General features: G+C 45.6%; 19 protein-coding genes. 10 read left to right on the top strand and 9 right to left on the bottom strand.

The window, feature by feature from the left end; all coding sequences use genetic code 11:
- Nucleotides 1-47: 47 nt before the first annotated feature.
- From tkt to def, 7 genes are all read right to left on the bottom strand, one after another.
- Nucleotides 48-2,063 carry a transketolase gene (gene tkt, locus C8R34_RS07095; RefSeq protein WP_110339236.1) on the bottom strand — a complete coding sequence of 672 codons (2,016 nt, stop codon included), beginning with the start codon at nucleotides 2,061-2,063 and terminating at the stop codon, nucleotides 48-50.
- Nucleotides 2,064-2,220: 157 nt separating this feature from the next.
- A complete protein-coding gene (locus tag C8R34_RS07090; RefSeq protein ID WP_110339234.1) occupies nucleotides 2,221-3,483 on the bottom strand; it encodes a sigma-54 dependent transcriptional regulator in 1,263 nt (420 codons plus the stop codon).
- Between the two features lie 126 nt (nucleotides 3,484-3,609).
- Nucleotides 3,610-5,781, bottom strand: coding sequence for an ATP-binding protein (locus tag C8R34_RS07085; RefSeq protein WP_110339232.1), 2,172 nt, complete (start codon nucleotides 5,779-5,781; stop codon nucleotides 3,610-3,612).
- Complete coding sequence (locus tag C8R34_RS07080; protein ID WP_258364405.1) at nucleotides 5,781-6,380, bottom strand: DUF4390 domain-containing protein; 600 nt, start codon at nucleotides 6,378-6,380, stop codon at nucleotides 5,781-5,783. The genes C8R34_RS07085 and C8R34_RS07080 overlap by 1 nt, the downstream gene beginning before the upstream one ends.
- Nucleotides 6,381-6,387: 7 nt before the next feature.
- The gene (gene rsmB / locus C8R34_RS07075) at nucleotides 6,388-7,665 is read right to left on the bottom strand and encodes a 16S rRNA (cytosine(967)-C(5))-methyltransferase RsmB (protein WP_110339228.1); all 1,278 of its coding nucleotides are present in this window, start codon (nucleotides 7,663-7,665) and stop codon (nucleotides 6,388-6,390) included.
- Nucleotides 7,658-8,614, bottom strand: coding sequence for a methionyl-tRNA formyltransferase (gene fmt / locus C8R34_RS07070; protein WP_110339226.1), 957 nt, complete (start codon nucleotides 8,612-8,614; stop codon nucleotides 7,658-7,660). The genes rsmB and fmt overlap by 8 nt, the downstream gene beginning before the upstream one ends.
- 118 nt (nucleotides 8,615-8,732) lie before the next feature.
- On the bottom strand, nucleotides 8,733-9,236 hold the full coding sequence (gene def, locus C8R34_RS07065; RefSeq protein ID WP_110339224.1) for a peptide deformylase: 504 nt from the start codon (nucleotides 9,234-9,236) through the stop codon (nucleotides 8,733-8,735).
- A gap of 249 nt (nucleotides 9,237-9,485) precedes the next feature.
- On the opposite strand from def, the gene C8R34_RS07060 reads away from it, so the two are divergent.
- The 4 genes from C8R34_RS07060 (at nucleotide 9,486) to C8R34_RS07045 (ending at nucleotide 14,828) form a co-directional block, all read left to right on the top strand.
- Nucleotides 9,486-10,520, top strand: a complete 1,035-nt coding sequence (locus tag C8R34_RS07060) for a LysM peptidoglycan-binding domain-containing protein (protein WP_110339222.1) — start codon at nucleotides 9,486-9,488, stop codon at nucleotides 10,518-10,520.
- A 17-nt stretch (nucleotides 10,521-10,537) separates the two neighbouring features.
- Complete coding sequence (gene dprA / locus C8R34_RS07055) at nucleotides 10,538-11,632, top strand: DNA-processing protein DprA (protein WP_110339220.1); 1,095 nt, start codon at nucleotides 10,538-10,540, stop codon at nucleotides 11,630-11,632.
- A 67-nt stretch (nucleotides 11,633-11,699) separates the two neighbouring features.
- Nucleotides 11,700-12,158, top strand: a complete 459-nt coding sequence (locus tag C8R34_RS07050) for a DUF494 domain-containing protein (RefSeq protein WP_110339218.1) — start codon at nucleotides 11,700-11,702, stop codon at nucleotides 12,156-12,158.
- 168 nt (nucleotides 12,159-12,326) lie between these two features.
- On the top strand, nucleotides 12,327-14,828 hold the full coding sequence (locus C8R34_RS07045; protein WP_110339216.1) for a DNA topoisomerase III: 2,502 nt from the start codon (nucleotides 12,327-12,329) through the stop codon (nucleotides 14,826-14,828).
- A 119-nt stretch (nucleotides 14,829-14,947) separates the two neighbouring features.
- Here the strand turns inward: C8R34_RS07045 and C8R34_RS07040 are convergent, their stop codons facing one another.
- Nucleotides 14,948-15,196: a hypothetical protein gene (locus tag C8R34_RS07040; RefSeq protein ID WP_110339214.1), complete on the bottom strand. Its 249-nt coding sequence runs from the start codon at nucleotides 15,194-15,196 to the stop codon at nucleotides 14,948-14,950.
- 295 nt (nucleotides 15,197-15,491) lie between these two features.
- On the opposite strand from C8R34_RS07040, the gene aroA reads away from it, so the two are divergent.
- The 6 genes from aroA (at nucleotide 15,492) to pyrF (ending at nucleotide 20,727) form a co-directional block, all read left to right on the top strand.
- Nucleotides 15,492-16,811: a 3-phosphoshikimate 1-carboxyvinyltransferase gene (gene aroA, locus C8R34_RS16935; protein WP_110339212.1), complete on the top strand. Its 1,320-nt coding sequence runs from the start codon at nucleotides 15,492-15,494 to the stop codon at nucleotides 16,809-16,811.
- A 45-nt stretch (nucleotides 16,812-16,856) separates the two neighbouring features.
- Entirely contained in the window at nucleotides 16,857-17,549 is a 693-nt protein-coding gene (cmk, locus tag C8R34_RS16930) for a (d)CMP kinase (protein ID WP_110339210.1), read from the top strand.
- Between the two features lie 117 nt (nucleotides 17,550-17,666).
- Nucleotides 17,667-19,379: a 30S ribosomal protein S1 gene (rpsA, locus tag C8R34_RS07025; protein ID WP_110339208.1), complete on the top strand. Its 1,713-nt coding sequence runs from the start codon at nucleotides 17,667-17,669 to the stop codon at nucleotides 19,377-19,379.
- Between the two features lie 9 nt (nucleotides 19,380-19,388).
- A complete protein-coding gene (locus C8R34_RS07020) occupies nucleotides 19,389-19,679 on the top strand; it encodes an integration host factor subunit beta (RefSeq protein WP_110339206.1) in 291 nt (96 codons plus the stop codon).
- Nucleotides 19,680-19,808: 129 nt separating this feature from the next.
- A complete protein-coding gene (locus C8R34_RS07015) occupies nucleotides 19,809-20,018 on the top strand; it encodes a lipopolysaccharide assembly protein LapA domain-containing protein (RefSeq protein ID WP_110339204.1) in 210 nt (69 codons plus the stop codon).
- Between the two features lie 16 nt (nucleotides 20,019-20,034).
- Nucleotides 20,035-20,727, top strand: coding sequence for an orotidine-5'-phosphate decarboxylase (pyrF, locus tag C8R34_RS07010; protein WP_110339202.1), 693 nt, complete (start codon nucleotides 20,035-20,037; stop codon nucleotides 20,725-20,727).
- Nucleotides 20,728-21,132: 405 nt separating this feature from the next.
- On the opposite strand, the gene C8R34_RS07005 is transcribed toward pyrF, so the two are convergent.
- Nucleotides 21,133-23,358 (bottom strand): hypothetical protein, encoded by a 2,226-nt coding sequence (locus C8R34_RS07005; protein ID WP_110339200.1) that lies wholly within the window; start codon nucleotides 23,356-23,358, stop codon nucleotides 21,133-21,135.
- Nucleotides 23,359-23,656 lie beyond the last annotated feature (298 nt).

The raw sequence follows: 23,656 nt of genomic DNA, 5'->3' as shown, positions 1-23,656 counted from the left end.
GCGTCGGGTAAATACGGACCACCCGCCTGCTTTAATCATAAATTGTATTAGAGAATGCCTTTTACTGTCTTGGTCACGTTCTCGACGGTAAAGCCAAAATGTTTGAACAGCACATCCGCAGGCGCCGATTCGCCAAATGTATCAATACCGACCACAGCACCGTCCAACCCGACATATTTACGCCAGAAATCAGTCACACCTGCCTCGATGGCTACGCGTTTGACACCCTTCGGCAATACACCGTCTTTGTAAGATGACGCCTGACGATCAAAAACATTCGTACAAGGCATAGAAACAACGCGCACATGAATGCCTTCCTCCGCCAATGCTTTTTGTGCACTCATGGCCAAGCCGACTTCCGAACCGGTCGCAATCAATATAGCTTGCGGTTTTCCGTTACCCGCCTCGGATAATACATAACCACCTTTATCAATCAATTTGATGGTAGCTGCATCACGTTTCTGAAATGGCAGATTCTGACGACTGAATATCAATATTGAAGGACCATCCTGACGTTCAATGGCACGCGCCCAGGAAACTGTTGATTCGATCGTGTCACAAGGCCGCCATACATCCATGTTGGGGATATAACGCAATGTAGCCGTTTGTTCCACGGGTTGATGCGTTGGACCATCTTCACCCAAGCCGATTGAATCATGTGTAAATACAAAAATATTGCGTATCTTCATCAATGCAGACATACGCAACGCATTACGGGCATATTCAGAAAACATCAGGAATGTCGCGCCATAAGGAATCATACCACCATGTAGTGATAGTCCATTCATGATGGCGCTCATACCAAATTCACGCACGCCATAGTAAACATAATTTCCACCGTTTTTCTGGCTAATTCCTTTTGAACCGGACCATAACGTCAAATTAGATCCGGCCAGGTCAGCAGAACCGCCAATCAATTCAGGTAAAATAGGCGCTAACGCTTCGATGGAATTTTGCGAAGCTTTGCGGCTGGCAATGGTTTCTGCTTTTGCATTCACTTGATTGATAACGCTGTCTACATGACTGCCCCAGTTCGCAGGCAAATCACCTGCCATACGGCGACTGAATTCTGCAGCCTCGGCTGGATGTTTTTGTGCATATTCAGCAAATTTCTCACTCCATTCAGTCTCCAGCTTCTGGCCTTTCGCTCTCGCATCCCAGGCACTATAGACATCTTGTGGAATTTCAAAAGGCGCATGGTGCCAGCCAATATGAGGACGGGTTGCAGCAATTTCTGCATCACCTAATGCGGCGCCGTGTACTGAATGGGTATTGGCCATATTGGGAGAACCTAACCCAATGACCGTTTTGCAGCAAATCATCGACGGCTTGTCATTGATTTTCTTAGCCGCTTCAATAGCTGCTTCAATTGCTTCCGGATCATGACCATCGACATTCGGTACCACATGCCAGCCGTACGCTTCAAACCGCTTCGGTGTATCGTCGGTAAACCAACCTTCTACATGACCATCAATGGAAATCCCATTATCATCATAAAAACAAATCAGTTTGCCTAAACCCAAAGTACCTGCCAAAGAGCAAGCCTCGTGCGAAATGCCCTCCATTAAGCAACCATCCCCCAGGAAAACATAGGTATGGTGATCCACAATATTGTAGCCGGGACGGTTAAATTCAGCAGCCAACACTTTCTCTGCCAATGCCATGCCCACTGCATTCGTAATACCTTGGCCCAACGGACCTGTCGTGGTCTCTACCCCGGGGGTATAACCATATTCCGGGTGTCCGGGTGTTTTAGAATGAAACTGCCGGAAACGCTGGATTTCTTCCATGGGTAGGTCATAGCCTGTCAAGTGCAATAACGCATAAATCAACATGGATCCATGTCCATTGGAAAGAACAAATCGGTCACGATCAACCCACTCCGGATTGCTAGGATTATGACGCAGATGATGAATCCACAACACCTCAGCAATTTCGGCCATGCCCATTGGCATACCGGGATGACCAGAATTGGCTTTTTGCACGGCATCCATCGCCAATGCGCGAATCGCACTGGTTAAATCCTTGAATACCGACGCGTCAAAATCCTTGAAAGTACCCATCAACACTAACTCCCTTATATTTTCAACAAACAGAAATAGAAACGGCTGTCACTGCACGTCAATGACAAAGTTAGCATTATCGCTTAAGATGGATGATACGACAACCTCATTTTGCGCATAAAAACCAATCCAGTAGCAGTAAAATCCGTTGATGCGATTAGTTTCCCCGCAGTTTGATTCCCAGTAGTTTTATCTTGCGATAAAGATGTGTGCGCTCTAACCCGGCTCGATCAGCTACACGCGTCATATTGCCATTTTCCTGATCAATGAGTCTTTCAAAGTAAGTTTTCTCAAATAAATCGCGCGCTTCGCGCAGCGAAAGATCGAGCGGAATTTCCGGAGCTACTGAAGTTGAAGCTGATTCCGGAAAAACCATCGCTTGCTGAACGGCTTCAACTGAAATCTCATCACCCGTACAAGTCAATGCCAAGGAGTGCACGACACCTGTGAGCTGTGCCAAATTGCCCGGCCAATCATAATTTCGTAAGCAATTGAGTGCAGCGATACTAAACTGCAAAGTGGATGACGCTTCGCCCGATTCGACAAAGCGCGATAAAATTTGATTGGCTAATTCGGGAATATCTTCCCGATGCGCTCTCAGCGCCGGAATCCCAATACTTAAACTACTCAGTACTTCAAAGAGCTTAGGATGATAATTTCCCTGCGCTGTCAATTCAGCCAACGGTTGAGATGTTGCACAAACTAACCGTACATTGTATTTATCTAATTTACTCAGCAATAACAATAAGCCTTTTTGCGCCAATTTGCTGATTTCCCCCACATCTTTGAGAAATAACAGACCATCACGCGCCAGTTCCAATAAATCCAGCGGCGATTCAGCCAGCGATACCAATGTTTCCGGTTCCACCCATGGCGTATTAGAGCGATGTAAAAATCGTGCGCATATTTCCGCACCAACACCCGGTTCCCCCATCAACAGCAACGGCGTTTTCAAGTTGGTAACTTGTTCTAGTTTTTTCCTAAGATCAGCAATTAAGACACCCTTTCCTAAACTCGCCAGAGAAAGCGCCAGATGCTGTTTGCTTTGCCCTCCCCGCAAGGCCTTGCTGACGGTACTGAGCAATTTTTGCAAAGGTATCGGTTTTTCCAGATAACCAAATGCCCCAATACGTGTCGCCTCAACCGCGGTATCTATAGTGCCATGCCCAGACATCATAATCACCGGCATCGTCAACATGCCGTTACTCGCCCAGTCTTTTAGCAATGTAATACCATCCGTGTCGGGCATCCAAATATCTAACAACACCAGATCCGGGCGCGTCTGACCACGCCAAATCCGCGCTTGTTCGGCATTCTCCGCCAACGCCACCCGGTATCCTTCATCACGCAAAATTTCGGACAGCAATTCACGTATACCAATTTCGTCATCAACAACAAGTATTGTATTGTTTGTTATCATTTAAAATTTTCTCCGCTGCCGCAATCTAATCAGCTTATGTGCAACTGTCAATTCTCAGAATTATCGATTGATCTGTTCAGTTCTAATCCACTCCCACTTTAATCACTCATTTTCTATGGTTCAACCTCATACTAATTTGCTATCTCTAGCTGATATATTCTTATCTACCGTCGGTAGAATGATTGAAATCTGTGCACCATGAGGCTTAATATTCTCGACATGAATAAGCCCTTCATGTTCTTCAACAATTTTCCTCACAATAGGCAGCCCCAAACCCGTTCCTTTCGGTTTAGTTGTTACATAAGGCTCAAAAACCCGCGCCCTGATCTCATCTGAAAAACCGCAACCATTATCGCGCACACTGAGCTGCACACCACCGTGCACCATCTCAGTTCTCACCTCTATTAGAGGTTCCAGTGTGTCTATCAATGCATCTTGCGCATTTTGCAGCAAATTATGCAGCACTTGACGCAACTGTGCAGAATCTCCTCTAACCATAGGCAAATCATCAGCCAATGCCTGCTTAATAGGCATATGCTTATTACTATCAGCTGCCATACTTGCCGTTTCATACAGTGACAGAACTTCCCGCACCAATCGATTAAAGTCAAGCTGGCGTAATTCTAATTCAGGAACACGCGCATACTGGTTGAATTCATTCACCATGCGTTTCAGCGCTTCAACCTGATTGACAATCGTTTCGGTAGAGCGCCGCAATATTCTTGCATCCTCTTCATTCAGTTTATGGACGAGTTTATGCTGCACCCGTTCGGCGGAAAGTTGAATCGGTGTTAATGGATTTTTGATCTCATGCGCCAGCCGACGTGCAACTTCACCCCACGCGACCGCACGTTGCACTTGCAATAAATTGGTAATATCGTCAAACACCACCACACCGCCACCGCCCGATATCTTTGGTAAGCGCGTTCCACGTATCAGCAGAACCTGATTCTTACCATCCTCTGAATGCGTTAATTGCCGCTGCCATACGCCAGCCGCCCCAGAACTAAAGCCATCCCTGATTTCCGTAACCAGGGTGTTGAGTTGTGGTTCCTTATCGACACACCCCTCAATGATTGAGCCATCCAGACTGATCAGAGGCACCTGCAGTATCTGCTCCGCACTGCGATTCGCCTTGGACAAAATCAACTGATCATCAAACACCAGCACACCGGATGAAAGATTGGCCAGAATACTCTCCAGATGCGCGCGCGCACTTTCCACTTGCTGTTGATTATGTTGCGCGGTTGCTTGCGCTTCCTCCAGTTGTTGCGTCATTAAATTAAACGACTCGGTCAACACACCCAGTTCATCGCGGCTCTGCACCATATGACGACGGCTATAATCACCTTGCGCGATGGCACGCGTACCTTCTGCGAGCATGCCTAACGGCGCACTCAATTTTTCACTCAGCAATGAAGCTGCCGCCAACGCTGAAAATAATGATAATAGCAGCGCCAGCGTCAATGTAACGCTATACAACCTGGTTAACCCCTGGCGCGACAAAGACAACTCTTGATAATCCTGATGCCCTGCTTGTACCCGTTCCGCATCTCTTGCCAATTGCACAGGGACCGGTTGCAAAAGCTGAAGTACTCGAATGTCCTCTTTCAGACTCAATACATTAACAGGTGCAACCACGCGCAAATACAAACCCTTATCCGGAATCGATTCAACTGCGCTATACGCTTTTTGAATTCTGATGTGCCGCATCATCATGGCATTAGGCACACCAGGAAACAACGCCAAATCGCTCTCACTGGAAAATGCGATGACTTTGCCATCCTGGTTAAATAAAGTCGCTTCTTCAACTTGTGATTGCAGCAGTAATTCGTTGAGCACCAGCAAAGGTGGGTTGGAAGACTCAGACAGCATCAATGCAGTTGCTTGTGCTTTCTTCTGCAACTCCGCCAACAAACTCTCAAGCATGGTACGCCCAAGACTCAAACCACCTTCCAGTGCACGATCCACCTTAACATCAAACCAGGATTCAATACTTTTCTCGAGAAACTGCACCGACACGGCATACACCAAAGCGCCAGGCAATATTGCCATCAATGAAAAAACCAGCATCAAACGTAACGCTAACCTGGATCCAAATACACCCGACTTGAGCCTGCGCCTGAACCGCCACAACAAAAATCCCATGATCGCCATGAGAAATAATACAAAGGCAATATTAATACCCAGTAACAGACGATATTGCCGTTCAAAAAACTCAGTATTAGCACCCGCTGTCGCCAGCAGAAAAAGCATGACTGCGCCCACGCCAGCACCAATAATGAGTACATATTTCATTATTGACCTTTAATCTGCAGTGGTTGCCCTGGTGTTGGTAGCTTCATACGCCATTCCAGCTTATTTGAACTCAGATTCCATCGACTGGAACCCAGTGCTTCTACCTGAAATGGTTTAGGCATACGTGTTAGATCAAGCCATATGCGTAAGGATGCAATATAATCAACATCTTGCTTTAATTCCGACTTAACAATCAATGAATAATTATGCAACTGACCCAGGGCCTGCAATGCTTCTTCCAAGGTATTAAAGCTTTGCGAAAATGCTGGATAATTCAAATAATACTGGCGCGTCAGTGCGTAATATCTTAATCCAATCCTTAGCTTACCACGCACAATCTCGTCGTTAAGCCAATACCAGCGCGAATCAACCAAGCTGAACTTGGTGACGAAGTAAAGCACGATACCTTTCTCAAGCGCTTGCTCCAAAGTCGCGTTGAGAATAATTTCAGAATCAACATTGATCTCATAACCCTGTTCAACTGCCGCCAAATCGACAGATTTTATGCGAATGCTTCCCGCTTGCGCAGTTGTGATCAGCAATAACAACATCAATGATAAAAATATCAGATTGACATGCAGCAACGGTATATGCCGCATACTTTGATTAAATTTTCTGCAACAAGGTATAAAAGAAACCATCATGTTGAATATCTGGTAGCAATTGTCCATCCACCACTGTTGTCCCGGAAAGTGGCAATGGAAGTGCATCGGAGTGATGTTTAAGAAACTTCTCTATCTGCATAGCATTTTCTTCAGCAAAGATTGAGCAGGTCACATAAAGCAACTTACCATTCTTGCTTAAAATTTTCCACAACGCATTGAGAATTACCTGTTGAGTTGTTGCAAACTTAACCAAATCACGCTCACGCCGCAACCATTTGATATCCGGATGCCGGCGCACCACACCGGAAGCGGAACAAGGCACATCAGCCAGAATACGATCAAATGGCCGGCCATCCCACCATTCGGCAGGACTCGATGCATCCCCGCACACCATGCGCTCTGCTGTCATATGCAGGCGCTCAAGGCTCTGCTGTACCTGGGCCAGCCGTGCTGCGTGATTATCCACTAGCGTTAGTGATACATTTGCCAATTCCAATAAGTGTGTGCTTTTACCCCCGGGTGCAGCACAGGCATCCAGCACCCGCATACCATCGTGCACATCCAGAAATGGTGCCGCAAGCTGCGCGCCCGCATCTTGCACGGTTACCAGGCCTGCACTAAAGCCCGGCAAATTCTCAACCACTACCGGTTGACTCAATTGCAGCGCACCAGATACCAACAATTCTGCATGCATCGCGCTCTCAGTCAACAAGTTGCGATAATCCTCCACGCTTATTTTGCGTCGATTAACCCGCAGGGTCATCGGAGGATGTTGGTTACCAGCCTCCAATATCGCCCGAAAATTCTGTGGATATTGTAACCGCAATTTGTCGATCCACCATTGCGGATACGAATAACAACCGACATCTTTTTCAGCAGCTTGTTTTAAAACACTTTCACGTTGGCGGATAAAGCTGCGCAATATCGCATTGACCAATCCCTGCATGCCTTTTCCGTGTGCCAAAGAACGTGAAGCTGAAACCGCTTGATCAACCACGGTATGCGGCTGTGCTCTACTGTATTGCAACTGATATAAACTCACCAACAACAAATGATGCAGATGCTTATCACGCAAAGGCTTTTTCAATAAAAAATCGAGTATCGCATCGAGTTGGCCATAAAACCGCAACACACCGTAACTCAAATCTTGAATAGCACCTCTTTGTTGTTTCGATAAGGTAGTATCGGAGCGCCAAACTTCCTGCAACACTGCCGTCAAACTTGCTCCAGCCAACACGTTACTGATAGCGGAAGCTGCAGCAAGCTGTGTCTTAATCATGCTGTGAAGTGAAATGATGCACTGTAGAAAAATACTCACCGGGCTGCAGATGATTGCCTGTCAGAAAATCTGCAGCGCCTAATTTCTTGCCACCGGGTTTTTGCACCATTTCAATCTGCAGGCTACCGGAACCGCATGATACCGTAATGCGCTCACGATCCACTGCAATAATTTCTCCTGGCTTACCCGCGCCTCCCTCAGCCACTTTTGCTTGCCAGATCTTCAACACAACACCTCGGAAGCACGTATAGGCACCTGGCATTGGATTAAACGTTCGCACCACACGATCTATCTGCTCTGCACTTTGCTGCCAATCGATTTCCGCTTCCGTTTTTGTTATTTTGGCTGCATAGTTAGCTTGCGTCTCATCCTGTATTACCGGCACCAGTTTTCCCTGTTGCAACAATATCAGCGCTTCAACAATACTCTGGGCGCCCAGCACACTCAGCTTGTCGTGCAACGATTGCGCGGTATCGTCCGGAGCGATGATTAATTGATGTTTTAGTAACATATTGCCGGTATCCAACCCCGCATCCATTTGCATGATGGTAATACCGGTTTCATAATCGCCCGCCAGAATAGCCCGTTGAATCGGTGCCGCACCACGCCAGCGCGGTAATAACGACGCATGAATATTCAAGCAACCCATGCGGGGAATACTCAATACAGCTTGCGGCAAAATTAAACCATACGCCGCCACCACCATGACATCCGCATTGAATTCTCGCAATTGCTCTTGCAACCCGGAAGCTTTGAGTGTCAGTGGTTGCAGCAATGCCAGATCATGCTGCTGCGCAAGTTGTTTAACTGCACTGGCCAGCGTTTTCATTCCCCGACCAGCAGGACGGTCTGGTTGGGTTAAGACGAGTGCAATTTCATGATTTGCCTTGATCAGTGCATCCAGTGCAGTAGTGGCAAAACCGGGAGTCCCAGCGAAAATAATTCTCATCTTATGCGCATCGACTCATTCATACATACCCTTATGATTCTATTGATCACACCTGATCAGAAAAAAACCGACCAGAAAAATTTATTGATATATCACAGCCCTCAAAAACCACCTGCAATCACATGGTACGGCGTTGTTTTTTCTTGAGCCTTGCCAACGTACGCGTCAACTTAAGCTGTGACCAGTATTCAACAAACACTTTCCCAACCAAATGATCCATTTCATGCTGAATACATACCGCCAACAGCCCGCTGGCATCAACAACATGCAATTCTCCTTGCGCATTCAAGGCCTTGACAGTCACCGACTCAGCACGCTGCACTTTTCCATAGATACCGGGAACCGACAAGCAGCCTTCCTCATAATCAGATGCGCCGTGGCTAGCAATAATTTCCGGATTGATCAAAACAAGCAACTGATCACGTTTTTCGGAAATATCAATCACAATGACTCGCTCGTGCACATCCACTTGCGTTGCCGCCAGCCCTATCCCCGGTGCGTCATACATTGTTTCAGCCATATCCTGTATTAGCAAACGGATTTTGTTAGTGACATGCGCTACTGGAGCCGCTACAGTATGTAGCCTTTCATCTGGATATTGTAATATTTTTAAGATAGCCATAAAAAATGTATCGTGTTAATCAACAGAATTCCTATTTAGACCGTATCATTAGCAAGGCCATTGAGAAACTATCTGCGTTACCGTTACGGTGTTAAAAACAGGCTCAAAATGCTCATTTATCTCATTTATCATGCATAAACTGCGCTTTCTCGCCTGTTTTTGCCTAGCGCCGGTTGCCTTGAAAACGTTTTCCAACGGCCTGTTAGCCGGTTATTCTATGCGTTCTACCATTCGCCAGCGGAGTCGTTCATGCGAAAATCTATTATAGCCATGATTTTATCCCTAAGCCTGCTTTCTGTTACACCAGCAAACGCGGATAACATTATACTGCGGAGCGACACACCCGATCGCTATGTTGTTGTACCCGGCGACACCTTATGGGGAATCGCGTCCCGATTTCTTAAAGATCCCTGGCGCTGGCCCGAGATTTGGGGATTTAATCGCGAACAAGTCAAGAATCCGCACAAAATCTACCCCGGCGATATCGTCGTACTGGAAAAATTACTCCACGGGTATCGATTGCATCTTGCTGACGATAACGGTGATCTCAGAACCGTCAAGCTATCGCCGAAAATTCGAATGGAACAATCGGCTTCCACCGCCATACCCAGTATCCCTGCAGCCACCATTGAACCTTTCCTAAGCCAGCCTCTAGTCATCGAGAAAGATGGTCTTGCCAATGCGCCGTATGTACTGGGCTCCAGTGACAGCCGGGTTATTCTGAGCACTGGCAACACGATTTATGTCAGCGGGCTGCCCGAGGATAAGGGTATTGCATGGCAAATCTTCCGTCCCGGCAAAGCACTCAAAGATCCCGATCAAAAAGACCAGATCCTCGGTTATGAGGCGATTTACCTGGGAAATGCCAAGGCGGATGTTTTCGCTGAAGTCAGCACAGTCACCATTACCCGTGCCACCGAAGAAATCCTCAAAGGCGATCGCCTGGTACCATCGCCCGACATCATATTTAATAACTACGCGCCACACGCACCGGAGTCTCCAATTAACGGTCGCATCATTTCAGTGTATGGCGGCGTTACCGAAATCGGCAGAGGCGCCATTGTCACGCTGAACAAAGGTGAGTCGGACGGCTTGGAAATGGGGCACGTGCTTGCCATCTATCGAAAAAGTCAAGCCAAATCCCTCACTGGAGATATGGTGCAACTGCCCGACGAAAGAACCGGATTGGTTTTTGTATTTCGTGTCTTTAATAAAATATCCTACGCACTGGTGGTACAAAGCACACACTCTATTCGCATCTTGGATGCTGTTAAAACACCCTAAAATAATGCCCCGCATTCATGAAACACCCAGCGGATATCGAATCATGGCTGAGCCTTAATCTAATTGACGGTTTAGGTGGCGAATCCATTCGACGGCTTCTCGTCGCCTTTGGCAATCCTACCGCAATTCTTTCCGCGCCTGTCTCTGCACTTGAGCGTATCGTAAAAAAACCCATCGCCGAGCGTATCAAGCAAGGCGCCGATCGCAATAGAATTACCGGCGTATTCAAATGGCTGGAAGATCCAATCAATGCCATCATTACGTTGGCTGATCCGGACTACCCGGTGCAATTGCTGAATATCACCGATCCGCCTCCATTACTTTATTTCAAAGGTCGACGCGAGTTACTGCAGCTATCCGCATTAGCAGTCGTAGGCAGCCGCAATGCCACGCCACAAGGTTTATCCAATGCAGAAGCTTTCTCTGAGGCTGCCAGCAATGCCGGACTCTGCATCATCAGCGGGATGGCACTGGGTATCGATACGGCTGCTCATTATGGCGGTTTGCGCGGCTCTGCGGCGAGTATCGCAGTGGTCGGTACCGGTCTGGATATTGTTTATCCAGCCAGAAATCACCCATTAGCGCATAAGCTGGCAAAAGAAGGGGCGCTGATTTCCGAATTTCCACTCGGCACACCGGCCATCGGCAGGAATTTCCCGCGTAGAAACCGCATTATCAGCGGCATGAGCCAAGGTTGCCTGGTTGTGGAAGCTGCCTTACAAAGCGGATCACTGATCACAGCACGCCAGGCGCTGGATCAAGGACGCGAAGTGATGGCTATCCCAGGCTCGATCCATTCCCCCCTATCCAAGGGCTGCCATGCACTCATTAAACAAGGCGCAAAATTGGTGGAAAGCACTCAGGATATTTTGGATGAATTAAATTGCCTTGCATTAGCCACAGACGAAAACAAAACAGCAGAACCCGCTATTGAAAAATTGACTGAAAACGCAACATTACTCCAATACCTAGGTTATGATGTTGTTGACATTGATACGCTGTGTACCCGTAGCGGCTTGACGGCTGAGATAGTATCAGCCATGCTATTAACGCTTGAGCTTGACGGTCAGGTTAGCAGTTTGCCCGGTGGATGCTATCAGAGAATTCAATAACATCCCACAAAAATTGGTCGCAACATACTGATTCCGTAATCATACTCATAACTTATTAAACACAATTATGTTCGATATACTCGTTTACTTATTTGAAAATTATTTTGATTCCGGCAGTTATCCGGATTCCGCCACGCTGACCCGCAAACTGACTATGGCCGGGTTTGCAGATGAAGATATTACCGAAACGCTCGATTGGCTTTCAGAACTGGCGCAACACGATATCGGTAATTATCCAGCCAGCTTTGCTGAGAACGATTCTTTTCGCTGCTACACAAACTTTGAAATGGAAAAAATCGACACCGAAGGTCGAGGATTTATTTGCTTCCTGGAGCAAGCCGGTATCATTAACCCATTACAGCGGGAACTGTTGATTGATCGTGTGCTGGCGATGGATGAAAACTCATCCAGCCTTGAAAAAATAAAACTGATTGTTTTAACAGAACTGTGGATTCAAAACCAATTGACCGACGATTCCATACTTGAGAAATTGTTGATTGTCAGCGACTCTCATTACCGACACTAAAACTGAATCGTATTTCGTATTATTTATTAGGTCATATCGAATAACCACAGGAGTGGATGCGCTCAATACGCTCTCCCAATATGCTTGCAACCCTTTTCACTACTCATTCAGCTGTAACAAACATGCGCGACAATAGAGCACTAGCCAATGATTTTTCCCGAGAACTCCATGAATAAGTCATTGATCATTGCTGAGAAACCTTCTGTTGCAGCCGATATTGCACGGGTATTGGGCGGCTTTACCAAGCACACGGATTACTTCGAGAACGATCAATATATTGTATCCTCAGCGGTAGGACACTTACTCGAACTGGTTATTCCGGAAGAATATGAAGTAAAGCGCGGCAAATGGAGTTTTGCAAATCTGCCCGTCATTCCACCCCATTTCGATTTGAATCCGATCGAAAAAACTTCCGCACGTTTAAAGCTTCTAACCAAGCTTATCAAGCGTAAAGACGTCGACACCCTGATCAATGCTTGTGATGCGGGTCGTGAAGGCGAATTGATTTTCTACTATATTCTGCGTCATGTCGGCGCAAGCAAGCCCGTCAAACGGCTGTGGCTGCAATCCATGACTCCCGATTCAATCCGGCAAGGATTTACCAAATTACTGGATAACTCAGAAGTACAATCGCTGGCTGAAGCCGCTGTCAGTCGCTCGGAATCGGACTGGCTGGTCGGAATTAACGGTACCCGCGCCATGACCGCTTTTAATTCCCAGGAAGGCGGTTTCCATAAAACCACCGTTGGTCGTGTACAGACGCCCACACTGGCGATTCTTGTTGAACGCGAAGAAAAAATCAAAAAATTTCGCCCCCAAAATTATTGGGAAATTCACGCCACATTCGCCACTGACAATGGCAACTACATCGGCAAATGGTTTGATGAAAAATTCAGCAAAGATAAAATCAATCAGGAATTAAAACCTGAACGACTTTGGGAACAAAAAAAGGCCGAAGTCATTCGTGACAAATGTCAGCAAAAGCCTGGTCACGTTAGCGAAGAAAGCAAGCCCAGCAAAGAAATCTGTCCATTGCTGTATGATCTGACCAGCTTACAACGAGATGCCAACGGTCGCTTTGGTTTTTCCGCCAAAACAACACTCGGTCTGGCACAAGCTTTATATGAGAAACACAAGGTACTCACTTATCCGCGGACGGATTCGCGTGCATTGCCAGAAGATTATATCGCTACGGTAAAAGATACTTTGCAAAGCTTGGGAAATACGGATTATGGAAAATTCTCCCGGCAAATTCTGGCATCAAACTGGGTTACTCCCAACAAGCGTATTTTCAACAATACCAAAATCTCAGATCACTTCGCCATTATCCCGACTGCACTCAGTTCAGCAAAATTAAATGAAGCCGAAGCAAAACTGTATGACCTGGTTACCAAACGCTTCTTGGCAATTTTCTTTCCTGCTGCCGAATTTCTGATTACCACCCGCATCACTCGCGTGGAAGCTGAGCCTTTTAAAACCGAAGGCAAGGTGATGATTAACCCAGGCTGGCGAGCGGTTTATAGCAAATCGACCAAATCGGATGACGAGGAAGATGATGCAGTACTGGTTGCAATCACACCTGGCAAACCCGTCACCACAGAAGAAATCAATATCATCGCCAATCAGACTCGCCCACCTGCGAGATTTAATGAAGCCACTTTATTGTCTGCCATGGAAGGAGCAGGCAAGCTGGTTGAAGATGAAGAATTGCGCGCAGCCATGAGTACCAAAGGTTTAGGCACTCCGGCAACGCGGGCAGCCATTATTGAAGGTTTGGTACTGGAAAACTATCTGCAGCGGGTAGGGCGCGAGCTGCATCCGACCGCCAAAGCTTTTTCATTGATTACACTACTGCGCGGCCTTAAGATTCCCGAGCTTATTTCACCTGAATTAACGGGTAACTGGGAGTTTCAGTTGCGTCAGATCGAGCAAGGCCAGCTTAAACGTACCGCATTCATGGAAAAAATTGCCGGTATGACACGCCACATTGTGGAACAAGCAAAGACCTATCGCGGCGAAACGATTGCCGGTGATTTTTCCATACTTCAATCGCCTTGCCCCAAATGTGGTGGGGTTGTGCATGAAACCTACAAGAAATTCCAATGCCAGAAATGCGATTTCGCACTGTGGAAAATTCTGGCGGGGCGCCAATTTGAAATCGAAGAAATGGAAACCTTAATCACACAACACGAAGTAGGTCCGCTGCAAGGCTTTCGGAGCAAAATGGGATCATCCTTTAGCGCCATTATCAAACTCACGGATACTTTTGAAATGAAGTTTGATTTTGGTAATGATGAGCAGCAAGAGGAAGTCGACTTCAGTGATCAAACGTCTTTAGGCAAATGTCCTAAATGTAATCATGCAGTGTATGAACATGGTCTACATTATGTTTGCGAAAAATCTGTCGGAGCCGATCGCACGTGTAATTTTAAAACAGGAAAAATTATCCTTGCGCGCCCCATAGAGCGTGAACAAGTCACCAAACTGCTGGAAGCCGGAAAAACAGATTTACTCACGAAATTTATTTCCAAAAAAGGCAGGCCTTTTTCAGCCTACTTGGTCAGAAATACGGATGGAAAAATAAGTTTTGAATTTGAGCAAAAAGCACCCAAGAAAACAACCGAAACAAAATCCAAAGCAAAACAATCAAAAGCTCAATCAACTCCGTAAAACAGCTTCCTAACGCAAGCAACAAATGGAAGCTTCTTTGTTCTTCTATTGAGTATCCGGGTATCCATCTCCCGGATATCTCGCTTCTTCACTGAACTAAAAATAACTATGTGGATAAATCATGTTGCGTAAAAATTGATGATGTACTTAATCACCCCTCCGGAACCCATAATAATCATAATGAGCCCACCCACAATCGCAGCGCCTTCTAAAATGATAGAAACGAACGCACGTGCTGTATTCTCAAATTCTTCCTCACCCAAAACATTTCTTCGGTTCTCTCTACGATTCTTTACCCACAACTGTAGCCAGATGGCGACAGGGATTGTCAGTAAAGAAAACATCAAAGCAATTTCTGCATCTTCCATTCATCAACCTCTTTCTTGTAAAAATAGTATAACTATTTTGAATTATGCCATCATCATTTAGCATCAAAAGCAGCATCTTTTAAAAGCATCTAAAACAAGACGAATGCGCTTATCTAAAAATCTACTACGATAGATTACCTTAAACACGATCGTTTGATAAAGATTTTTCCAATTTTAGTAAATCAATCCAAGTAATTTCAGAAAAATGATCAGCACTCTTAGATGATTAGCAAAATTTTTATTCTTCGAATGTTTTTATACGATATCATCTTTCAATTTTCACACCGCAAACATAATGACATGGCTTGATCTTCCATCCGCCAGAATTGCTCACGGCATTGTGCAGTTACCGGGATCAAAGAGTATTTCTAACCGGATCCTCTTGCTTGCTGCACTGGCGGAAGGCACTACGCACGTTCATGATTTATTAGCCTCTGATGACACGGCGCGCATGCTGGATGCGCTTGCCAAATTGGGCATTTCCGTTACACAGATAGACAAAAACGATTACCGCATCACCGGAGGAAAAGGCACATTTCCAGTCGCACAGGCTGATTTATTTCTCGGCAACGCCGGTACCGCTTTCCGGCCTTTGGTTGCAGTATTAGCTTTAATGCATGGTCACTACCGGTTATCCGGCGTGCCGCGCATGCATGAACGACCGATTGCAGACTTGGTTGATGCGCTACGCCAATTGGGTGCGGACATCACTTATCTGGGCAATCCCGGATTTCCTCCGTTGGAAATCAAGTCAATGCGCTTGCCTGACAACAGCGACACCCATTCGGTTACCGTCAAAGGAGATGTTTCCAGTCAATTTCTGACCGGCTTGTTGATGGCGCTGCCACTGAGCAAGAAAAAATCCATTATCCATGTATCTGGTACTTTAATCTCGCAACCCTATATTGAATTAACACTCGCACAGATGCTGCATTTCGGTGTACACGTTGAACATACCGACTGGCAGCAGTTCACGATACCCGCGCAGCAAAGCTATCATACTCCAGGCCATATCACCGTTGAAGGCGACGCATCGTCAGCTTCATATTTTCTCGCAGCGGGCGCTATTGGACATGGTCCAGTACGTGTTCAGGGAGTCGGTCGCGGTAGTGCGCAGGGTGATATACATTTTGCCGCGGCACTCGAAATGATGGGTGCAAAAATATCCATGGAGGAAAACTGGATCGAGGCAAGCGGGGCAGCAGTAAGTCATAGCGGAAAATTTCTGCGCGCCATTGATCTGGATTGCAACCATATTCCTGATGCCGCTATGACACTCGCAGTCACTGCATTATTTGCAGAAGGGGTGACAACATTACGCAACATTGCCAGCTGGCGTTTGAAAGAAACAGATCGCCTGACTGCTATGGCCACTGAATTGCGCAAATTGGGCGCAATTATTGAGGAAGGTATAGATTATTTACGCATTACCCCGCCAGCCAATGGCTTGACGCCGCACGCAGCCATTGATACGTATGACGATCACCGTATGGCGATGTGCTTTTCGCTCGTATCACTAGGCACACCTGTACGTATCAATGATCCTCATTGCGTTACCAAAACATTTCCTGATTATTTTGAGAAACTTTCACAAATAATTCATCCGGAAAAATAAAATAAATGCCATCTATCCATTCAACCTCACTGATGAGATTGCTGCATGTATATAAATGAAATTCCCGTCATCGCCATTGATGGCCCATCGGCATCCGGCAAAGGCACTATCGCCCAACTGGTTGCTAAAAATCTTGGATTCCATTATCTGGATAGTGGCGCGCTTTACCGGTTGGTTGCATTAAAAACAGTACAATCCTGCGCTGACATTCAGAATCAAGACTCACTCGCAACTATCGCCAGGAACCTGAATGTGATATTTAAAAATGAAACCATTTACCTCGACGACGACATCGTTACCGATGCTATCCGCACAGAAGAATGCGGCATCTTAGCTTCGCAATTAGCGGCTTACCCGCAAATTCGAGCAGCACTGGTAGAGCGTCAGCGCGAATTCCGTCAGCCGCCCGGCTTAGTGACGGATGGACGCGACATGGGGTCCGTTATCTTTCCCAGCGCCATTCTGAAAATATTTCTTACCGCCAGTGCTGAGATACGCGCACAAAGACGATATAAGCAGTTGATGGAGAAAGGGATAAATGCTAACATCGCCGACTTATTGCACGATATCCAAAAACGTGATGAGCGCGATAGCAATCGCAGCGTTGCCCCCTTGCAACAGGGCACTGATGCCAAATTGCTGGATACCACCGCACTCACCATATCCCAGGCACAAGATGCTGTTCTCTCCTGGTATAATGAATTCCGTGCAAAAAACTCGCGTTTGAATACAAAATAACATTATTTTCTTTACAAGATACGAAGGAAAATAGTTTTAAAGTTTCAAACATTTTATTAACTAACCAGCCTGCTCGGTGTAAATCATGACAGGGCATTAAATCAGGTATTTTTTATAATGACTAAAGCTTCCACTGCAACCCCCCATTCCCCAGATAGTTTTGCCGCACTCTTTGAAGAAAGTCTCTCTCGTCAGGAAATGCGCATTGGTGAAGTAATTACTGCTGAAGTTGTCCGTGTTGACTACAATATTGTTGTCGTTAATGCCGGACTCAAATCCGAAAGTTTCATTCCTGTTGAAGAATTCAAAAACGATCGTGGCGAAATTGAAGTAAAACCAGGTGATTTCATTAGTGTCGCCATTGAATCTTTAGAAGATGGTTATGGAGAAACACGCCTTTCCCGCGACAAGGCTAAGCGCCTAACCGCTTGGCACGATCTGGAAGAAGCCATGGAAAGCGGCAAGATTGTTACTGGCATGGTGAATGGTAAAGTAAAAGGCGGCTTGACGGCCATGATCAATGGCATTCGCGCATTTCTACCCGGCTCTCTGGTTGACATTCGTCCAGTCAAGGACACAACACCTTATGAAAATAAGGAAATGGACTTCAAGGTCATCAAACTTGATCGCAAACGCAATAACGTCGTGGTTTCGCGTCGTGCGGTATTAGAAGCATCGCAAGGCGCTGACCGTGAAACCTTGTTGTCCAATTTGCAAGAAGGTGCGACTGTCCATGGCGTAGTCAAAAATATCACTGATTACGGCGCATTTGTCGATCTGGGTGGAATTGATGGACTATTACATATTACTGATCTGGCATGGCGTCGCGTGAAGCATCCATCAGAAGTAGTCAATATTGGTGATGAAGTTACTGCCAAGGTACTCAAGTTCGATCAAGAGAAAAACCGTGTTTCTTTAGGCATGAAGCAGCTGAGCGAAGATCCATGGGTTGGTTTGGCACGACGTTACCCAGCACGCACCCGCCTGTTTGGTAAAGTGACCAATCTAACTGATTACGGTGCATTTATCGAAATCGAACAAGGTATTGAAGGATTAGTGCATATTTCAGAAATGGATTGGACGAATAAAAATGTATATCCATCCAAAATCGTTCAGTTGGGTGATGAAGTCGAAGTCATGATTCTTGAGATTGATGAAGAACGGCGCCGCATTTCATTGGGTATGAAACAATGTCAAACCAATCCATGGGAAGAATTTGCCGCAACTCATGAGAAAGGCGATAAAGTGAGCGGACAAATCAAATCCATCACAGACTTTGGTGTATTCATTGGTTTGCCAGGCAACATCGATGGTCTTGTACATTTATCCGACTTATCCTGGCATCAACCGGGAGAAGAAGCGGTTCTTAATTACAAGAAAGGGGATGAAGTCGAAGCACTGATTTTATCTATCGACGTTGAACGCGAACGTATCTCGCTCGGCATCAAACAAATGGAAGGCGATCCTTTCACCAGTTTTGTCGCCGAACATGATAAAAACAGTATCATAGAAGGCACCGTAAAATCTATTGATGCAAAAGGCGCTGTGATTACATTGGTCAACGACGTGGAAGGTTATTTACGCGCATCCGAAGTATCACGTGATCGTGTTGAAGACATCCGCACGCATTTAAAAGAAGGCGATAAGGTCGAAACCATGATCATCAATGTTGATCGCAAGAATCGCACCATCAATCTTTCAATTAAAGCAAAAGATAAATCTGATGAAACCTCCGCTATGCAGAAAATTAAAGCGCCTGCGAATGCTGGCACAACCAGCCTGGGCGCTTTACTGAAAGCTAAAATGGATAGTAAAAATTCAGAGCAATAAGGAAAGTTCATGACGAAATCCGAATTAATTACTCGACTCGCAGCTCGTTTCCCGCAATTGGTTACCAAAGACGCTGAGCTTTCTGTCAAAACAATTATTGATGCGATGGCAAAAAGCCTGTCCCAAGGTCAGCGTATAGAAATCCGCGGGTTTGGTAGTTTTGATCTAAACTATCGACCTCCGCGCGTCGGCCGTAACCCAAAATCGGGCGATAAGGTCAAAGTGCCTGAAAAATATGTTCCACATTTTAAAGCAGGTAAAGAAATGCGCGAACGTGTTGATTATAAGAGCGGAAAATAATAATCTAAAATTAATAAATTTGGGTAGTTAGATAAATGTTCCAGTCATCTGATTACCCAAATTTCATTAACTCAAGCATGTTAAATAAATATATAAATACCTTTTAACTTCGTACGGGCTAAACTCATCATGATGAATCTAATCGCATGGCTTTTGCGTATTGTAGTTTTTGTGATCCTTGCTGTTTTTGCTTCCAAAAACTCACAGCCTATCATGCTGCAATATTACCTGGATAAATCAATCGAGCTACCGCTCAGTGTTGCGCTTTTGATATTCTTCGCACTAGGTATCTTAATCACATTCCTATTTGCTCGCTGCAGCTACCGCTCAAACAAATAGTCAAAAAGCTTCATCAATGAATGCCCCTCGCATCATTGTTGCACTCGACTTCAGCAGAGCAATCGATGCCTTACGGCTGGTTGAAAAGCTGGATCCCAGTGTATGCCGATTGAAAGTAGGCAAAGAGCTTTTTACCGCAGCAGGTCCGCAGCTGATTGAAAAATTGATGCTGCAAGGCTTTGATATTTTTCTTGATCTAAAATTTCACGATATCCCCAATACCGTCGCCAGCGCTTGCAAAGTCGCCAGTAGCTTAGGTGTATGGATGGTGAATGTGCATGCACTCGGTGGGCGGAAAATGTTAATGGCTGCACGCAGTGCAATACCTCAGGGAACCACCAAACTGATTGCGGTCACTTTACTAACCAGTATGGATCAGGATGATATTGATGATATTGGTTTGCAAGGCAAGCCTCAGCAAATTGTAGAACGCTTGGCGCGATTGACTGATAGCTGTGGACTGGATGGCGTGGTTTGTTCGGCGCTGGAAGCGGCGCATTTACGCCAACTACTGGGTGGTGATTTCTGCCTGGTGACTCCCGGTATCCGCCCATCCGATGGCCAAGTTGATGATCAAAAGAGAATTACAACACCACAGCAGGCTATTCTGAACGGTGCAAATTATTTAGTAATCGGTAGACCAATCACTCAGGCTCAAGATCCATTGCTGATATGTCAGCAGCTCAATTCAGAAATAACCGGTTTATAAATTGAAAACAGAGTAATTCTCTGTCTCTTTTTTATCAAAGCGACTTCACCAGTGTCGCGATAACAGCCATTTGTCCTAATGCTAAACCGACACTCCATTTAATAAATTCCATAAAATCACTCTTGGAAACCAGTTGAGTGTCTATAGCTTCAGCGAAAGAGCATCCTTCTGTGCTTTCTGCAATCGTCGCCAGATCTATCAATATATGACATAACAGAACGGTATTATTAATTATTAGCCTTCAGCAAGAAACACGCATCTGGTTCTAAGAGAATCTGTTGTTTTTTTATCCCCAAAATAAAAACCGCTCTTAGTTTCCCAAGAGCGGCTTCCAATTTAAACTTCTATTTATTTAAGTGGTACTTGTGAGTAAAAATTGCAAGTTTCACTCACACACTTAAACTCTTAGAATATAAAGTCATTCACATTCACATCATTAGCTATGGTTCCAGCTAACACAATCGTACCATCAAATGCATCGCTGGTAATTTCCAAATCACCGGCATTATTGGTAAATGTTAGATCATCGATACCCGTAAGTCCCTCCAACGCTGATAAATCAATCTTATCATCGCTAACATCACCACCAAACTCTCCACTAGTGATCAATACTTCATTATCAAATGCGGTAGTAAATTCAAATGTATCGCGGGAATTTACAGCACCATTTAATTCAACGTCTCCTGAATTACCTAATTTATAGGTAGTGCCGTAACCCAACGCAACCATTTCAAAAATACCCGTTTGAGCAGTCAGATCCACAGTGGCAATTTTGGTAGTTGCATCGTTTGCCGTATCTGCATCGGTAACAGCAGCAACGATCACGTCGCCCGCACCAGCAAAAGTCAATGCGGTAACACCATCGGTTTCAATTGTAGTAAATGTAGTATCGTCGAGATCAGAAGTTGTGCTCACGTTCACAGTTTCTACGTCAGTAATATCCACTGCAGCGAGTGTCACAGCCGCTTCGGCATTCACTACCAGACCAAGGGCATCCTCAGCACCGACAGAAGCAACAGTAACGTTAGTAACAGTTGCGCCTGGCACTTTCACTTCAACCGTGCCATTTTCAAAATTATTAGCAGTTAATGCCGTAGCTGTACCGCTAAGTACAATCTTGGTAAAGTCAAATCCAGTAGCATCAACAGTGGCTGTGCCACCGGTTATTTCAAGCGCTTCAAAACCTGTTTGCGATGCATTATCCAATGCGCCAGTGTCTGCACCATCAACCGCTATCGTATCATCTCCGTCACCACCTTCAACCGTATCATCAACAGTTAGCTCGCCTGCTGCAAAAGCAACTCTATCATCACCGGCACCTGCATCAATCGTGTCATTTCCAGTGCCTGAGGTAATGTCATCGTCACCAGAACCGCCTGTCACTGTCAAATCAAGCGTAGCAGCTGACAGGTCAACGGTAACACCGCCGCTATTAGCAGAAGCGTCAACTGTTGTGAGTGCAGTCGCACCGACCAATGCATCCAGTGATCCCTTTCCTGTCACCGTCAATGTCGTAATAGCAGTAAATCCCGATATATCAAGAAAGTTTTCACCTGCCGCAGCGATACTCACTGCTTCGATGTTAGCTGAGTCAGCTGACGTTACAGCAGCGCGTGTCGGCACATCGCTTTTGCCCGCACCAGCCACCGACAGTGCCAAAGTATCTTCCGTGCCTGTTGCCACATCATCAGCAACATCAATAGCTGTCGTTGAAGTAGTATTTCTAACACCAAAAGTTGCCGCAATTGAAGCAGCATTAACGGTTAAAGTTTGACCCGCTGACGAACCATTATTCCAAATCTGTTGAACACCGGAGGTATTTGCAAAATCAACTGTTGAACTAGTGACGGCGCGAATATTAACAACCTCGACACTTGCCAATGTTGGAGCAGGTGTTCCTCCGTCAAGCGTAGCATTCAATGTATCCTTGCCGCTACCTCCATCAATGTTGTCAACGCTTTCAAGACTCTCAACCAAGGTACCTGCACCATTGTTCACAATGCCGGCATTGAAGGTATCGTTACCTGACGTTCCCGTCAGAGCGTCAGCACCGAAAATAAGACTGTCGCTAGTACCAGGATTTGGACCTTGTCCGATACCATCCAAATAAGCCAGTGCTTCGGCTTCGGTGGTAGGCGTACTTGCTGAAACTCCAGCCAAAGTTGACAGCATTGCACTGATGTCATCAGAAGGATTTGATTGTGCATACAATTTTGCAACCAGTACTTTATTGTTCAGCAAAGCTACTGTGTCTGCAAATTCTGGGGCAGGATTACCTGTTGTCAGGAATGTTACTGCATCAAAAACAATTTTTCCGAATCCTTCGCCATCACCAAGTTTCTGCGCAAAGTATGCTTCAGCTTGAGAACCTGCACTTGTTTCATCATCATCAGCCACAAGACCAAAGTGATTCATCAGAATAGCCACTTGATCATCTGTCGTTACGTTACCTGCCAGGATATTGTCTCTAAATGCAGAATGCGCGGCCAGCAAATCAGCCAAGTCGTCAATTGAGACACCACTTTCAACCAAGTCTGATAATTCAGTCAAAGTATTGCCATCTGGCGATCCATTGAATAAACCTACAACTACTTGCAGAATATCATCGCGTTGTTCTGGTGTTATAGCCATGGGAGCTCCCTTATTAATAAATTAAAAATAAAATTACAAAAGTAAATTACTTGCAAGTTTTTCACTTTGTTTCTATGTAACTTCTGCGCTACCTACATTCTTCCTAGCAGAAAATACCACAAAAGCCAAGTTGCATTGCATTCTGCCCAAAACCTATACGCTTTGCAAGTATACTACTCAAGTTTCCGATCAATATGTTGCTCTTTTACAACAACACTATAACATTAAAACAAAACTCATAAACGTGCGGAAACGCACATACTACAAGTTTATATCAACCACAAAATGATTCTATCTA

Origin of the sequence: Nitrosomonas sp. Nm84, from assembly GCF_003201565.1 — a bacterium.
Classification (GTDB): domain Bacteria; phylum Pseudomonadota; class Gammaproteobacteria; order Burkholderiales; family Nitrosomonadaceae; genus Nitrosomonas.
This window is presented reverse-complemented; position numbering and strand designations above follow the sequence as displayed.